Source organism: Dellaglioa sp. L3N (assembly GCF_054941095.1).
In genome coordinates this window covers 984657-1000779 of sequence record NZ_CM142928.1, presented here as the reverse complement: position 1 = coordinate 1000779, position 16123 = coordinate 984657, and the positions used below count along the sequence as shown (strand labels likewise).

12 protein-coding genes are annotated in these 16123 nt (G+C 34.8%); 11 read left to right on the top strand and 1 reads right to left on the bottom strand.

What is annotated here, in order from left to right:
• Window positions 1–18: 18 nt before the first annotated feature.
• From rseP to rbfA, 9 genes are all read left to right on the top strand, one after another.
• On the top strand, window positions 19–1290 hold the full coding sequence (gene rseP, locus ACVPPR_RS05015; protein ID WP_462303792.1) for an RIP metalloprotease RseP: 1272 nt from the start codon (window positions 19–21) through the stop codon (window positions 1288–1290).
• Between the two features lie 25 nt (window positions 1291–1315).
• Window positions 1316–3031: a proline--tRNA ligase gene (locus ACVPPR_RS05010; RefSeq protein WP_462303791.1), complete on the top strand. Its 1716-nt coding sequence runs from the start codon at window positions 1316–1318 to the stop codon at window positions 3029–3031.
• A gap of 72 nt (window positions 3032–3103) precedes the next feature.
• Entirely contained in the window at window positions 3104–7444 is a 4341-nt protein-coding gene (locus ACVPPR_RS05005; protein WP_462303790.1) for a PolC-type DNA polymerase III, read from the top strand.
• Window positions 7445–7587: 143 nt separating this feature from the next.
• The gene (gene rimP / locus ACVPPR_RS05000) at window positions 7588–8061 is read left to right on the top strand and encodes a ribosome maturation factor RimP (RefSeq protein ID WP_462296916.1); all 474 of its coding nucleotides are present in this window, start codon (window positions 7588–7590) and stop codon (window positions 8059–8061) included.
• A 29-nt stretch (window positions 8062–8090) separates the two neighbouring features.
• Window positions 8091–9167 (top strand): transcription termination factor NusA, encoded by a 1077-nt coding sequence (gene nusA, locus ACVPPR_RS04995; RefSeq protein ID WP_462296917.1) that lies wholly within the window; start codon window positions 8091–8093, stop codon window positions 9165–9167.
• Between the two features lie 45 nt (window positions 9168–9212).
• Window positions 9213–9512 carry an RNase P modulator RnpM gene (rnpM, locus tag ACVPPR_RS04990; RefSeq protein WP_462296918.1) on the top strand — a complete coding sequence of 100 codons (300 nt, stop codon included), beginning with the start codon at window positions 9213–9215 and terminating at the stop codon, window positions 9510–9512.
• Window positions 9502–9807: a L7Ae/L30e/S12e/Gadd45 family ribosomal protein gene (locus ACVPPR_RS04985; protein ID WP_462296919.1), complete on the top strand. Its 306-nt coding sequence runs from the start codon at window positions 9502–9504 to the stop codon at window positions 9805–9807. The genes rnpM and ACVPPR_RS04985 overlap by 11 nt, the downstream gene beginning before the upstream one ends.
• A gap of 15 nt (window positions 9808–9822) precedes the next feature.
• Window positions 9823–12126 (top strand): translation initiation factor IF-2, encoded by a 2304-nt coding sequence (gene infB / locus ACVPPR_RS04980; protein WP_462303789.1) that lies wholly within the window; start codon window positions 9823–9825, stop codon window positions 12124–12126.
• Between the two features lie 28 nt (window positions 12127–12154).
• Window positions 12155–12508: a 30S ribosome-binding factor RbfA gene (gene rbfA, locus ACVPPR_RS04975; RefSeq protein ID WP_057973617.1), complete on the top strand. Its 354-nt coding sequence runs from the start codon at window positions 12155–12157 to the stop codon at window positions 12506–12508.
• A 151-nt stretch (window positions 12509–12659) separates the two neighbouring features.
• Here the strand turns inward: rbfA and ACVPPR_RS04970 are convergent, their stop codons facing one another.
• Window positions 12660–13928, bottom strand: coding sequence for an ISL3 family transposase (locus tag ACVPPR_RS04970; RefSeq protein WP_462296923.1), 1269 nt, complete (start codon window positions 13926–13928; stop codon window positions 12660–12662).
• Window positions 13929–14185: 257 nt separating this feature from the next.
• On the opposite strand from ACVPPR_RS04970, the gene truB reads away from it, so the two are divergent.
• Both truB and ribF read left to right on the top strand, forming a co-directional pair.
• Window positions 14186–15091 carry a tRNA pseudouridine(55) synthase TruB gene (gene truB, locus ACVPPR_RS04965; RefSeq protein WP_462303788.1) on the top strand — a complete coding sequence of 302 codons (906 nt, stop codon included), beginning with the start codon at window positions 14186–14188 and terminating at the stop codon, window positions 15089–15091.
• A gap of 16 nt (window positions 15092–15107) precedes the next feature.
• Entirely contained in the window at window positions 15108–16043 is a 936-nt protein-coding gene (gene ribF / locus ACVPPR_RS04960) for a riboflavin biosynthesis protein RibF (protein ID WP_462303787.1), read from the top strand.
• The last annotated feature ends 80 nt before the right edge of the window (window positions 16044–16123 follow it).

Sequence of the window (16123 nt, the reverse complement as noted above, 5' to 3'; positions counted from 1 at the left end):
TAAAGGGGGAGGATTCACATGATTAAAACGATTATCACATTTATTATTGTTTTTGGTATTTTAGTTGTGATTCATGAATTTGGTCATTATTATTTTGCAAAACGTGCTGGCATTTTAGTTCGTGAATTTTCAATCGGTATGGGGCCAAAATTACTGTCATTTCATCGAGGTAGTACAACGTATACATTAAGAATTTTACCTCTTGGTGGATACGTGCGGATGGCAGGCATTGCGGATGACGAGGATGACGATTTAAAACCTGGTATGCCGATGAGTTTAATATTAAATGAGAATAATAAGGTTGCCAAAATTAATACAAGTAAGAAAATAACTTTATACAACGGTATTCCAATTGAATACTTGGATAGTGATTTACAAAAAGAACTCTGGATTACAGGATATGAGAACGGTAACGAAGATGAAGTAAAAAAATATACTGTTGATCATGATGCCTTAATTATTGAAAAAGATGGGACAGAGGTTCAAATTGCCCCTGAAGATGTCCAATTTCAATCAGCGACACTTTGGAATCGAATGTTAACGAATTTCGCTGGACCAATGAATAACTTTTTATTAGCAATTGTTGCCTTTATGTTATTAGCTTTTATGCAAGGTGGCGTGGCAACTAATTCAAATCAAATTGGGACAATTCAACAAGGATCTGTTGCACAAAAGTCAGGATTAAAAGCTAACGATAAAATTATAGCTGTTGCTGGCAAAAAAACGACAAACTGGACTGAATTGACTTCAGCTATTAGCAGTCGACCGGATAAAAAAACAGATTTAAAAGTAATGAGAAATGGTCAAACCAAATCTATCGTAATTACACCAAAATCAAGTAAAAGTGATTCAAAAAAGACCGGACGAATTGGAATTACAGTTAAAATGAATCACTCATTTATAAATAAAATCACCTATGGTTTTACGCAAGCGTGGAATGTTGTTGCCAGTATTGTTGCTGTATTAATAGGAATGTTTACTAAAGGCGTTAGTTTAAACGATTTTGGTGGACCGGTTGCTATTTATGCGGTAACATCTGATGCAGCGAGTTATGGGTTGACAAGTGTTATTTCATTACTTGCATTTTTATCAATTAACTTAGGAATTGTAAATCTATTGCCAATTCCTGCTTTGGACGGTGGTAAGTTGGTATTGAATATTATCGAAGGAATTCGTGGTAAACCAATTTCACCTGAAAAAGAAGGTATTATTACGTTAGTCGGATTTGCGTTTTTAATGATTTTAATGGTACTAGTTACGTGGAACGATATTCAACGATATTTCTTTTAAATGAAAAAGGAGAATAAGAATAGCTATGAAACAATCACAATTATTAATACCAACAATGAAGGAAGTTCCAAATGATGCTGAGGCGATTAGTCACCAAATGATGTTACGTGCCGGATATATTCGACAAGTTTCTGCCGGAATGTACAGCTATTTACCATTGGCTTACGCCGTTATTAGAAAAATTGAAACTATTATTCGTGAAGAAATGGAAGCAGCCGGGGCAGTTGAAATGCTTGTTCCTGCTATTATTCCTGCTGAATTATGGCAACAAACAGGTCGCTATGAAACTTATGGCGATACCTTGTTTAAATTAAAAGATCGTCATGATAGAGATTTTATATTAGGTCCTACTCATGAAGAAACATTTACAGCTTTAATTCGTGATGAAATTAAATCATATAAAAAATTACCACTTACAATGTATCAAATTCAACAAAAATATCGTGATGAAAATAGACCTCGTTTTGGTATTTTAAGAGGCCGCGAATTCTTGATGAAGGATGCTTATTCATTCCATGCGGATGAAGAAAGTTTAAATGATACTTATCAAAAAATGAATCGAGCTTATCAAAATATTTTTGAGCGTTGTGGGCTTAATTTTAGAAGTATTATTGGTGATGCAGGGGCAATGGGTGGTAATGATTCAAAAGAATTTATGGCAATTTCTGATATTGGTGAAGATACGATTGTTTATTCTGACAAGAGTGATTACGCTGCCAACTTGGAAATGGCGAAAAGTTTGAAGACATATAAAAATTCACATGAAGCCATTAAAGAAATTGAAAAAATTGAAACACCTAATGTAAAAACAATTGATGAACTAGCAACATTCATCGAAACGGCCAGTGATAATTTGATAAAATCATTATTATTTATTGCTGATGAAAAACCAGTTATGGTTTTAATGCGTGGGAATGATCTATTAAATGAAATTAAATTAAAAAATGCATTGAGTGCTGACTTTTTACGTATGGCAAAAGAATCAGATGTTGCTGACGTATTAGGTGCTGAATTTGGTTCACTTGGACCTGTCGGCGTTTCAGAAGATGTCATGATTATTGCTGATGAAGGTATTAAAGGCATGATTAATGTGGCAGTCGGTGCTAATACAACAGGCTTCCATTTTTTGAATGCTAATATTGATCGTGATTATCGTGTGGACGAATTCACAGATTTACGTTTGGCTCAAGAAGGTGAAGTGTCACCTGAAGGCGAAGGCGAGTTGAAATTCACTAAGGGAATTGAGATTGGTCATATTTTCAAAATTGGCACACGTTATTCTGAAGCATTAGGTGCTAATATTTTAGATAATAATGGTCGCGAAAAACCAGTTATCTTAGGTTGTTATGGAATTGGCGTTAGTCGATTACTTGCTGCTATTGCTGAACAACAAGCGGATGAAAATGGATTAGTATGGCCTAGAAGTATTGCGCCTTACGATGTGCATGTTATTCCAATTAATGCTAAAAATGATGAACAAATGGCTTTAGCCAATGAAATTGATAAAAAAATGACTGAAAATGGTTATAAAGTATTGGTTGATGACCGTAAAGAACGAGCAGGCGTTAAGTTTGCTGATTCAGATTTAATTGGGTTACCCGTTCGAATTACGGTTGGTAAAAAGGCAGCTGATGGTATCGTTGAAGTGAAATTACGCCGAAATGGTGAAACCATTGAAGTGACGAAAGATGAATTAGAAAGTTCTATTTCAATTTTACTTAAAGAAGAAAATCAAAACTAGTTAAAGAGGATTGAGTTCAAAATAAAATTTTGACTCAATCTCTTTTTCATTTTTAGAAAAGGAGTTAATCATTTGTCGCTTAATAATAAAGAATTATTCAATAAACTATTAGAACAGATTCATTTTCAGTCCAGTCAAGAAAATAATGAAATTCTGAAGTTAATCGAAATTTCGACTGTTACTGTTCATGAGAAATCTAAACAATGGGAATTTAAATTAATAACACCTGAAATTCTACCATTTTCACTGTTTAAGGATTTAGAAGATCAAATTGCGATGACGTTTAAAACGATTGCAAAAACAAAATTAACAGTTCAAGTTGAGCAACCGCAATTAACGAACCAATTGCTTGGTGATTATTGGGCGTGGACGGTTCAAAATAGTGAAGCTAATTCTTCATTAGTTCAGGAACTTTTCCACGGTAATGTGCCTTATCTTGATGATAATCGTGTGATGTTAATGGCTGAAAATGAAATTGTTAAAACCTTTTTAACTGGTCAAGCACTTGGACCAATTGAGGCTGCATACCAAATGGTCGGATTTCCACAGATGACGATTAACACGTTATTGGATGAATCAAAATCACAAGAAAAAATAGAAGAAATTAAACAGCGAAAAGAAGCACAAGATGCCATAATGATGCAAAAGGCAACTCAAACGATTCAGAAGCAAAATGAGAAGAAAAAAGCTGATTCTCAAACGACGATTAGTGGTCCTGTTCAAATGGGTAAAAAAATTAGTACCAAAGAACCTGCAAAACGAATGGTTGAAATTGTTGAGGAAGAACGTTCAGTTATTATTGAAGGTTATATTTTCTCTAAAGAAATTCGAATACTTAAATCTGAACGTCAATTGATGATTATTAAAATGACGGATTATAGTTCATCTATGACAGTTAAAAAGTTTTCTCGTAACGAAGAAGATGAAGCGATGTTTGCCGCTATTCAAGAAAAAGAATGGGTTCGGGTTCGTGGTGCAGTGCAAGAAGATAACTTCATGCGAGATTTGGTTGTGAATGCTTATGATATTAACCAGGTTGATCATCAAAGTCGTCAAGAAACAGCTCCAGATGATGAACGACGAGTTGAATTGCATTTACACTCAAATATGAGTCAAATGGACGCGACAAATTCAATTACAGATTACGTCGAACAGGCTAGCAAATGGGGACAAAAAGCTATTGCAATTACGGATCATTCTGGATTACAAAGTTTTCCTGAAGCACATTCAGCTGGTAAAAAAAATAAGGTTAAAATTTTATATGGCGTTGAGGCAAACGTTGTTGATGATGGTATTCCGATTGCATTTAATGATAAAGATGTGAATTTAGAAGAAGCAACTTATGTGACATTTGATACGGAAACAACGGGTTTGTCTGCTCGATTTGATAAAGTCATTGAATTAGCTGCCGTTAAGATGAATAAAGGTAATGTCATTGAAGAATTTGATGAATTTATTGATCCAGGTCATCCATTATCTGAAACGACCACTAACCTAACGTCAATTACGGACGAAATGGTTCATGGGTCAAAATCTGAAGAAGAAGTTTTTAAACTATTTAGAGAATTTTCAGAAGATAGTATCTTAGTTGCTCATAATGCTAGTTTTGATATTGGTTTTATGAATACTGGATATGAACGTTACGGGATGGAACCCATGCAAAATCCAATTATTGATACGTTAACATTGGCAAGATTTTTACATCCGGAATTAAAAGGCTTTAGATTAAATACGCTTGCTAAAAAGTTTAATGTTAATTTGGAACACCATCATCGTGCCATTTATGATGCTGAAACGACAGGTCTCTTATGTCATCTATTTCTGAAAGATGCTAAAGAACGATTTGATATTGAATCGCATATTCAATTAAATGACCATATGGGAGAACACGGTGCTTATAAACAAGCGCGACCATTTCATGTTACGTTGCTTGCAACAACCCAAGCTGGTCTTAAAAATATGTTTAAATTAGTATCAACTTCTATGATTGATTACTTTTATCGGATGCCGCGGATTCCTCGAAGCGAGTTGAACAAATATCGCGAAGGGATTATTGTTGGTTCGGCGTGTGATTCAGGTGAAGTATTTACAGCCATGATGCAAAAAGGGATGGAAGAGGCTAAGGAAAAGGCGAAGTTCTATGATTATTTAGAAATTCAGCCTAAAGCCTTGTATGAGCCCTTAATTCATCAAGAATTAATTAAAGATAATCAAAATTTAGAAGAAATTTTACAAAATATGGTTGATTTAGGGCACGAAATGGATAAACCTGTTGTTGCAACTGGAGATGTTCATTATTTGAACCCTGAAGATGGTATTTATCGTAAAATCTTGATTAATTCAATGGGTGGTGCCAATCCGCTTAATCGTTCTATTTTACCTGATGCACATTTTAGAACAACAGGCGAAATGTTAGATGGCTTTCAATTTTTGGGTGCAGATGTTGCTAAAGAAATTGTGGTAACCAATACGAATTTAATTGCTGATATGATTGCTGATGATATTTCACCAGTTAAAGATCGATTATACGCACCGAAAATTGATGGTTCTGAAGAAGAAATAAAGCAGTTGACGTATACCCGTGCTCATGCACTTTATGGGGAAGAACTACCTGATACAGTTGTTAAACGGATCGATAAAGAACTGACAAGTATTATTGACAACGAATTCTCAGTTATTTATTTGATTTCGCAAAAATTGGTTCATAAATCTAATAAAGATGGTTATTTGGTGGGGTCCCGTGGATCTGTTGGATCAAGTTTTGTTGCAACTATGACTGGGATAACAGAAATTAATCCATTACCACCTCATTATCGTTGCCCAAATTGTAAGTATTCACATTTTTATGAAAAGGGTGAATATGGATCTGGTTTTGATTTACCAGACCAAGACTGCCCTAAATGTGGGACACCTTTGGATAAAGATGGGCATGATATTCCATTTGAAACTTTCCTTGGCTTTTACGGGGATAAAGTTCCCGATATAGATTTAAATTTTTCGGGTGATTATCAAGCAATCGCCCATAATTATACGAAAGTTCTTTTTGGTGAAGACTATGTTTTCCGGGCAGGAACTATTGGAACTGTCGCAGATAAGACAGCTTATGGTTACGTTAAAGGCTATGAGCGTGATACTGGTGCAACGTTCAGAAATGCTGAAATTGATCGATTAGCTAAAGGATCAACTGGGGTTAAACGGACGACTGGGCAACATCCTGGTGGTATTTTAGTTGTGCCAAATTATATGGATGTTTATGACTTTTCGCCTATTCAGTATCCGGCTGATGATTCAACTTCAGAATGGAAGACGACTCATTTTGATTTCCATTCTATTCATGATAATATTTTGAAATTGGATATTCTTGGTCATGATGATCCTACTATGATTAGAATGTTACAAGATTTATCAGGTGTTGACCCAAAAACAATCCCTACGGACGATAAAGGGGTTATGCAGATATTCCAAGGTCCTGAAGTACTTGGTGTGACTAGCGACGAGATTTTCTCAAAAACGGGTACATTAGGCATTCCAGAATTTGGAACGAGATTCGTTCGAGGAATGTTAGAGGAAACAAAGCCTAAAACGTTTGCTGAATTACTAAAAATTTCTGGTTTATCACATGGGACAGATGTGTGGTTGGGCAATGCCGAAGAACTGATTTCCAATGGGACGATTACGATGCCTGAGGTTATTGGTTGTCGTGATGATATCATGATGGGACTCATTCACATGGGTATGGAAGCAGGTAGTGCTTTCAACATTATGGAAGGTGTTCGAAAAGGAAAAGGTATTTCTGACGATTATCAAACTGAAATGAAAGAAGCAAAAATTCCTGATTGGTATATTGGCGCTTGTCTGAAAATCAAGTATATGTTCCCTAAAGCACATGCTGCAGCCTACATTTTAATGGCATTGCGGATTGCTTATTATAAAGTTTATTTTCCAATGTTATATTACTGTGCTTATTTCAGTGTGAGAGCCGATGATTTTGATTTAGTTGCAATGTCACACGGTAAAGATGCTGTGAAAAAGGCAATGAAAGAAATTACTGATAAAGGGATGGAAGCATCAACAAAAGAGAAAAACTTGTTGACTGTTCTTGAATTGGGAAATGAAATGCTTGAACGTGGATTTGAATTTGAAATGATTGATCTAGATAAGTCAGATGACTCAAACTGGTTAATCGAAGGTAATAAATTAATTGCGCCGTTTAGAGCCGTACCAGGTCTTGGTAATAATGTTGCTAAGCAGATTATTGCTGCTCGTGAAGAGCGTCCATTTTTATCTAAAGAAGATTTAGCTAAACGTGGTAAAGTGTCTAAATCTTTAATTGAGTATATGACGGAAAACAACGTCTTGAAGGCATTGCCAGATGAAAATCAATTATCCATTTTTGATGATGTCTTTTTTTAAAGGGATTTGATAAAAGTGATAACTAGGCAGTTTGTTGATGTTTTCATAAAATTATGCTATATTAAAGAAAGTATTTTGATATCTTGTTTGAGTGAGCAGCGATGCTCACTCTTTTTATTGGAAAAATGTAAGGAGGGTAACGTGTGAGTACTGTTATAGAGACTGTCACAGAGCTAGTTCAGCCAATTGTTGATGAACAAAACATTGAATTGGTTGACATTGAATTTGTTAAAGAAGGCCCAAGTTGGTTTTTAAGAGTTTACATTGATAAACCTGAAGGCATTAAAATTGAAGAATGTGCCGCTGTCAGCGATATTTTAAGTGAAAAATTAGATGAGATTAATCCTGATCCAATTCCACAGGCCTACTTTTTAGAGGTTTCATCACCTGGTGCTGAAAGACCTTTGAAAAAAGAAAAAGATTATGAAAGAGCCGTGAATGAATACGTCAACGTGTCATTATATGAACCCATTAATGGTGCTAAGATTTTTCAAGGGACATTAAAAGAATTAACGTCAGATGAATTAACTATTGTTTATATGGATAAAACGCGTAAGAGAACGCTTGTTATTCCTCGTAAAAAAATTGCTAAGGCACGTTTAGCTATCAAATTTTAAACAGTCTTTTATAAAGGAGCAAATTAAAGATGAGTAAAGAACTATTAAGTGCACTAACGGTGCTGGAAGAAGAAAAAGGTATCAAAAAAGAAGTTATTATTGATGCTATTGAAGCAGCCCTTGTTTCAGCATACAAACGTCATTATAATCAAGCACAAAATGTCGAAGTAGAATTTGATTCAAAAAAAGGTAATATTTCAGTTTATGCTGTCAAAGAAGTTGTTGAAGAAGTCTTTGATTCACGTCTTGAAGTGAGTTTGAAAGATGCTTTAGAAATTAACAAAGCTTACGAAATCGGCGATTCTATTCGCTTTGAAGTAACGCCTAAAGATTTCGGCCGAATTGCTGCACAAACTGCTAAACAAGTAATTATGCAACGTGTTCGTGAAGCTGAACGTAGTATTGTTTATGATCAGTATATTCAATATGAAAACGAAATTGTTAGTGGTGAAGTAGAACGCCATGATAATCGTTACATTTATGTAAACTTGGGTAAAGTAGAAGCAGTTTTAGCTAAAATTGACCAAATTCCTGGTGAAAGCTTTAATCCACATGATCGAATAAAAGTTTATATTACAAAAGTTGAGAATGCTGCTAAAGGCCCTCAAGTCTTTGTTAGTCGTTCACATCCTGATTTGTTAAAACGATTATTTGAACAAGAAGTTCCTGAAATTTATGATGGAACAGTTGAGATTGTGTCAATCGCTCGTGAAGCTGGTGACCGTGCTAAAGTTGCTGTTCGTTCAAATAACCCAGATATTGATGCTGTGGGGACTTGTGTTGGGCCTAAAGGTCAACGTGTTCAAACAATCGTTAATGAATTAAAAGGCGAAAATATGGATATTGTTGAATGGAATGAAGATCCTGCAAAATACATTGCAAACGCATTGAACCCTGCAGAAGTTGTTAATGTTATATTTAATCCTGAAAATGACCATGCTTGTACAGTTGTTGTGCCAGATCACCAATTATCATTAGCAATTGGCAAAAAAGGTCAAAATGCCAGATTAGCTGCAAAATTAACGACGTTTAAAATTGATATTAAATCTGAATCTGATATGGTTAATAGTAGTGAAGCAGAACCAGTTTCTGAAACAAACGAATAAGCCGACCAAAAATTGATCGGTAATTGATTTGGAGGCAATTTAGAAATGATTAATCGTAAAATTCCAATGCGAAAAGATATTGTTACAGGTGAAATGAAGCCTAAAAAAGAACTTGTTCGTGTTGTAAAAAATAAAGAAAATGAAGTATCGTTAGATCCAACTGGTAAAAAGCCAGGACGTGGTGCTTATATTTTTCTTGATGTAGATGTGGCAAAAAAAGCAAAAAAAGAAAGAACGTTTAATAAAGCGTTCGGTATTAAAATTGACGAGTCGTTTTATGAAGAGCTTGTCGAATATGTTGATCACCAAGTAGCTAGACGAGAATTATTTAAAGATGAAAAATAGTCAAAAATTCTTACAAATGCTGGGCTTGACCAGACGCGCAGGTATGCTGGTAACTGGTGAAGGATTAGTATTGAATGCAGTCAGAAAAAATAATGCCAAGTTGGTAATTCTTTCTGAAGATTGTGGACAAGCGACTTTAAAAAAAGTAACAGATAAGTGTAACAGTTATAATGTGAAATTATATGTTGGCTTTTCAAAAGCCATTTTAAGCGAAGCCGTTGGACAACAGCGCACGGTTTATGCTATTACCGATAAAGGTTTTAGCAGAAGGATGTGTGACTTAATGGATATATAGAAGGAGCATGCAAATATGGGAAAAAAAAGAATTTATGAATTAGCTAAAGAGCTAGATTTAAATACAAAAGATATTATTGATTTCGCAACGACTAAGGGTTTTGATGTGAAAAATCATATGTCAACTATTGGGGACAATGAAGAACGTCAAATTCGTGATAACTTTAAAAAGGGTGCAGCAAAGAAACCTGTTACAAAAGTTGCCCCTAAAGCAGCAACAAGTAAACCAGTTGTAAAAAAAGCAGTACAACCAGCAGCAAAGACGACAAGTCACAAGCCTGCTGCTCAAAAAACAACACAAGCAACATCAAAACCAGCAGCAAAGACAACTAATGCTGCACCAAGAACAACAAGTGATAAACCTGCAAATCGTCCTCAAAATAGTACGCAATCAAGTGCTAGAACAGCTAATAACGGTAACGCTAATCAGCAAGGACGTTCGAGATTTAATAATAATAACCGTTATGGGAATAATCCTTATAACAAACGTAACAGAAATAAGAAAAATCGTCGTTCAACGACACCAAAACCACCAGTATCACCTAGAAAAGATAAACCATTACCAGAAATCTTATTCTATAATGATGCAACAAATGTGGCTGAAATCGCTAAAAAAATTCATCGTGAACCAGCAGAAATCATTAAAAAATTATTCATGCTAGGTGTTATGGTTAACCAAAATCAAACACTTGATACAGATACAATTGAAATTTTAGCATCTGAATATGGAATCAAGTCAGAAGCTAAGGTTGATGTTGATGTTGCTGATATTGATAAATTGTTTGATGCAGAAATTAGTAACGAAGATAATCTTGTTTCAAGACCACCAGTTGTTACAATCATGGGTCACGTTGATCATGGTAAGACTACTTTACTTGATAAATTACGTCATACACATGTTACTGATGGTGAAGCCGGTGGTATTACACAACATATTGGTGCTTATCAAGTAAGACATGATAATAAAACAATTACATTCTTGGATACACCAGGACATGCTGCATTTACGAATATGCGTGCTCGTGGTGCTGATATTACTGATATTACAGTTTTAGTTGTTGCTGCTGATGATGGGGTTATGCCTCAAACAATCGAAGCCATTAATCATTCTAAAGCTGCCAATGTTCCTATTATTGTTGCAGTTAATAAAATTGATAAACCTGGTGCAAATCCTGCCCATGTTACAGAACAATTAGCTGAATATGAATTAATTCCTGAAAGTTGGGGTGGTGACACTATCTTCGTCGAAATTTCAGCGAAGACCGGTGAAAACCTTGATGAATTGTTAGAAATGATTTTACTTGAAGCTGAAGTTCTTGAATTGAAAGCAAATCCAAAACAAAAAGGGATTGGTTCTGTAATCGAAGCTCGTCTTGATAAAGGCCGTGGTACAGTTGCTTCATTACTTGTTCAACAAGGGACTTTAAAAGTTGGAGATCCAATCGTTGTTGGTAATAGTTTTGGACGTGTCCGTACTATGACAAATGATAAAGGTCGTCAAGTCAATAAAGCTAAACCCGCTACGCCAGTTGAAGTTACTGGTTTGAATGATGTTCCAGGTGCTGGTGATCGTTTCGTTGTCTTTGATGACGAAAAGACAGCTCGTGCAGCTGGTGAAGAACGTGCTAAACGTGCTTTAACAAAAGAACGTGGAAATGTGACACATGTGACACTTGATAATTTGTTTGATTCACTTAAAGAAGGCGAATTGAAAGAAGTTACTGTTATTATCAAGGCAGATGTTCAAGGTTCAGTTGAAGCTCTTGCAGGTAGTTTGAAGAAAATTGATGTTGAAGGCGTTCGCGTTGACATTATTCATCAAGCTGCTGGTGCAATTACTGAAAGTGATGTGACTTTAGCAGAGGCAAGTAATGCAATTATTATTGGGTTCAATGTTCGCCCAACACCTCAAGCTAAAATTCAAGCACAAGCTGATGAAGTTGATATTCGCTTACATCGTGTTATCTATAACGCGATTGAAGAAATTGAAACTGCAATGAAAGGGATGCTTGAACCCGTTTACGAAGAAAAAATTACAGGTCAAGTTGAAATTCGTGAAACATACAAAGTTACAAAAGTTGGTACAATCGGTGGTGCTTATGTCACTGAAGGTTACATCGAAAGAGATAGTGGCGTTCGTTTAATTCGTGACGGAATTGTGATTTATGAAGGTAAATTAGCAAGTTTGAAACGCTTTAAAGATGACGTTAAGATGGTTAAACAAGGTTTCGAATGTGGTGTCATGATTGAAAAATACAATGACATTAAAGAAGGCGACCAAATTGAAGCCTACGTTATGGAAGAAGTTCCAGTTAAATAATTCATAACAACTATTAGGAGGATATGAAATGACACAACATTATCGTGTGGGTCGTTTATCACAAGAAATTCAAAAAGAAGTTAATGACATTCTTTTAAAACGAGTGAGAGATCCTCGTGTTGAAGGTGTTACAATTACGGGTGTAAATGTGACTGGTGATTTACAACAGGCGACAATTTACTACAGTATTTTGTCAAATATGGCATCAGATGCACAAAAAACACAACGTGGTTTAGAAAAAGCTTCTGGATTAATCCGTGGTGAACTTGGATCAAGACTGTCAATTTACAAAACACCAGAATTAGCTTTTGTGAGAGACGAGTCAGTACAATATGGTGACAAAATTGATCAATTGCTTAAGAAAATAGATTCTGAATATTAATTTAGAAAGTCTGACAATGTTGGTTATTCAACATTGTCAGACTTTTTATTTTGAATTTCACACATATAATAACGTATTTAGTTAGCTATTTTGTAAAAATTTTAGGTTCTTCGTCAACTGTTGTTGGTGAATGATATTATGAAGGTTCTAATCACTTAGTGATTAGGCCTTTTTTTGTATGAATCTTAAGGGTATAAAATATTCTGATGCGAAATCTATAAAAGTTTCTAAAACCAAAACTAACGCGTTTAATGACCTTTATTTTATTATTTGTGCCTTCTAAAGGACCGTTAGAATAATGATGATTAAAGGTATTTTTAATTTCAAAATGGTGAAGAAACAACGTTTCAATACTTTTAGTCATTTCTTCGGAACAACCTTCGGTGTTTTTAATTGCTGAATCATAGGACTTCCAATCTTTTAGGTGAAGGGCTGATCTAATTTGGTTCATGAGTTCATATGCCTTTTTCAATTCTGGATTTAAACTTAGTAAATGGTCAATGATATCAATTTCTGTTGTTAAGTATGGAAAGTAGGTCCATTTTTTAAAATTCTTGTAATCCAGATTTTCAGCCGGTTTTAATAGGAGCTTCCAGTAACGTTTTAGGGCCTTATAGTCTTGTGATGATGTTGGCAGTTCTTTCATAAGTTTGATTCTAGTTTTGGTGAATCCACGATTCACTGAATTGATAATATGAAATTTATCGATAATAACAATCGCATTAGGAAAGATTTCTTTGGCTAGTTTAGGATAGGTATAATTCATATCAGTCACAATAATCTTCACGTTTTTTCTAGCTGTAGCTGAATAACGATAAAAATAGCGTTGTATTTGGTAGAGTCGTCGACAAGATAAAAAATCGATTAATTCATGATTACTAGCATCCATAAATTCAAAACTCATGGCATCTGTAGCAGATTTAGTACTCTTGACTTCGTCAAGGAGTAGAACATTGGGTAAAAATTTATAATTAGGTTTAAAATCCCGTTCAGAGGCCATGAGAATACGACCTACAAAGGAATCAGAAGTCGAAATTTCATCAGCAATGTGAGTTAAAGAAACGGGTTCTGTCAATTTAGTTAAACAGAGTTTTCTAGAAGTATTGGAAATCGTACAGTTCTTAGGGACTGCACTAGTTTGAGCTAAAAAGTATGATTGACACTCGTTACATTTAAAATATCTGCGTTTGAGAGACAAAATAATATTTTTTCCTAATACCTTAGGATAACGAATGGTTGTTTGACGCCAACCATACTTAATTATCTGACCTTCGTGCTTAATACCGCAGTTGGGACAAGCCTTCGGCTGGTAATCGAGAATACCGTTAAACCTGGTGACACCATCATTAGATGTCTCATAATCAATAATCATTAGATTATTGTCTTCTATTCCAAGCCAAAATTTAGTATGATTAGACATGCGGAGATTCCTTCTTTCTTATTAATTCATCTGTGGTGGTTGAACGATAATGGATTTGGATAAACCGTACCCAAAAGTCTTATGGCTTTTGGGTCTTTTTTTGTCATTATACAAAAAAACTGTTATTAGTAATAGAATTAATTTCTATTACCAACAACAGATATTGTAGACCCAAATTTTAATAGTGTATTGTTTACAATATCCTAGTTTTGATGATTATGCTATACTATTAAAAGTATATTAACGGAGGTAGGACAATGGACGGAATTATTCCACTATTTAAAGAACGAGGTATGACTAGTCACGATTGTGTTTTCAAATGCCGTGGTATTTTTCAAACAAAAAAAGTGGGCCATTCGGGCACTTTAGATCCAAACGTTGATGGTGTTTTACCAATTTGTATTGGTAAGGCAACAAAAACAGTAAACTATTTGATGAATTCTGGTAAAGTGTATACGGGTGAAATTACGCTTGGGTTTTCCACGGAAACTGAGGATTTAGATGGTGAAACAATCGAAGAAAAAGATATTCTTGAACCATTTACCGCTGCTGAGATTGATGCTGTTATGGGTCAAATGACTGGGACAATGATTCAAATTCCACCAATGTTTTCAGCTATTAAAGTTAATGGGCGTCGATTGTATGATTATGCGCGTAAAGGTGAAACAGTTGAGCGTCCGGAACGAGAAATTACGGTTACATCGTTTACGCAAACAAAGCCTGCAGAATATGATGCTGAAATTAAAAGACAAAAAATTTATTTTGAAGTTGCATGTGGTAAAGGAACTTATGTGAGAACGTTAGCAGTTGATCTTGGGAAAAAATTAGGTGTACCTGCTGTTATGTCTGATTTAACTAGATTAGAAAGTGGCGGTTTTAAAATTGATAAGGCCTTCACATTGGCGCAATTAAATGAAGCCAAAGACAACGGAATGTTAGAATCATTATTGTATCCAATTGATGCTGCTTTAACAGCATTTAAAAAGTATGAATTAACTGATGAACAATGGGCAATTGTTCGAAATGGTGGGTTTTTATCGGTTAATTCGTTTAATAATGAATCAATAGTTGCGTTAGTTTATGAAAATAAAATTAGATGTTTGTATAAATTGAATAATGAAAATCATCGTTATCAATCTGAAACAATGTTTGATTTAGGATAAAGGAAGTTAGTGTGACATGAAAGTTATTTATTTAACTGAGCCATATAATCCCACAGAAATTGACAGTGATGCTATTTCACTTGCCATGGGTTTTTTTGACGGTGTCCATTTAGGACATCAAAAAGTGATACAAACAGCTAAGAAAAAAGCTGATGAAAAGAATATTAAACTTGCGGTGATGACTTTTGATAAACATCCGTCGGTTCAATTCCAAAAAACACCTGAACAAAGTATTAAATATTTAACGTCTATGGAAAAGAAAATTACATTAATGGAAAAATTGGGCGTTGATATTTTTTATGTCCTGACATTGAATGATAATTTGGCAAATTTAGCGCCACAAGCGTTTGTTGACAAGTATATGATTGCTTTACATGCAAAAATTGTCGTTGCTGGATTTGATTATACTTATGGTAAAAAAGATATCGCAAATATGGCTGTATTATCGTCATATGCCCAACAAAAATTTGAAATTGTAACTGTGCCAGAACTAACAGCTGGTAATCAAAAGATAAGTTCAACTAGAATAAGGGCTGCAATTGATGCCGGACAAATGAACAGTGTTAATGAGTTACTTGGCTATGAATATGAGACGATTGGTGAAGTTGTTCATGGCGAAGCTAGGGGTAGAGAACTTGGCTTTCCAACGTTAAATTTGGCATTTAATAAACATATTCGAATTCCGGGACCTGGCATCTATGTGACAGAAGTTCAAGTAGATGATATTTGGTATCGAGGAATGGCGTCTATTGGTTATAATGTGACGTTCGGTCAGGGCCGTGAATTAACGGTTGAAATTAATTTATTTGATTTTAATGAAATGATTTATGGTAAAATTGTCACGGTTAAATGGTTAGCATATTTAAGAAGTGAAGTTAAATTTGATGGTATTGATGGCTTAATTGCACAATTAAATCAAGATAAAAAAAATACGAATGCTTATTTTAATTAACATGAATAAGCACTAATGACTGACTAAGTGGCGTCCATTTAGTTAGTCATTTTTCTTTTAAAAAAAATGAGTGCATTCCT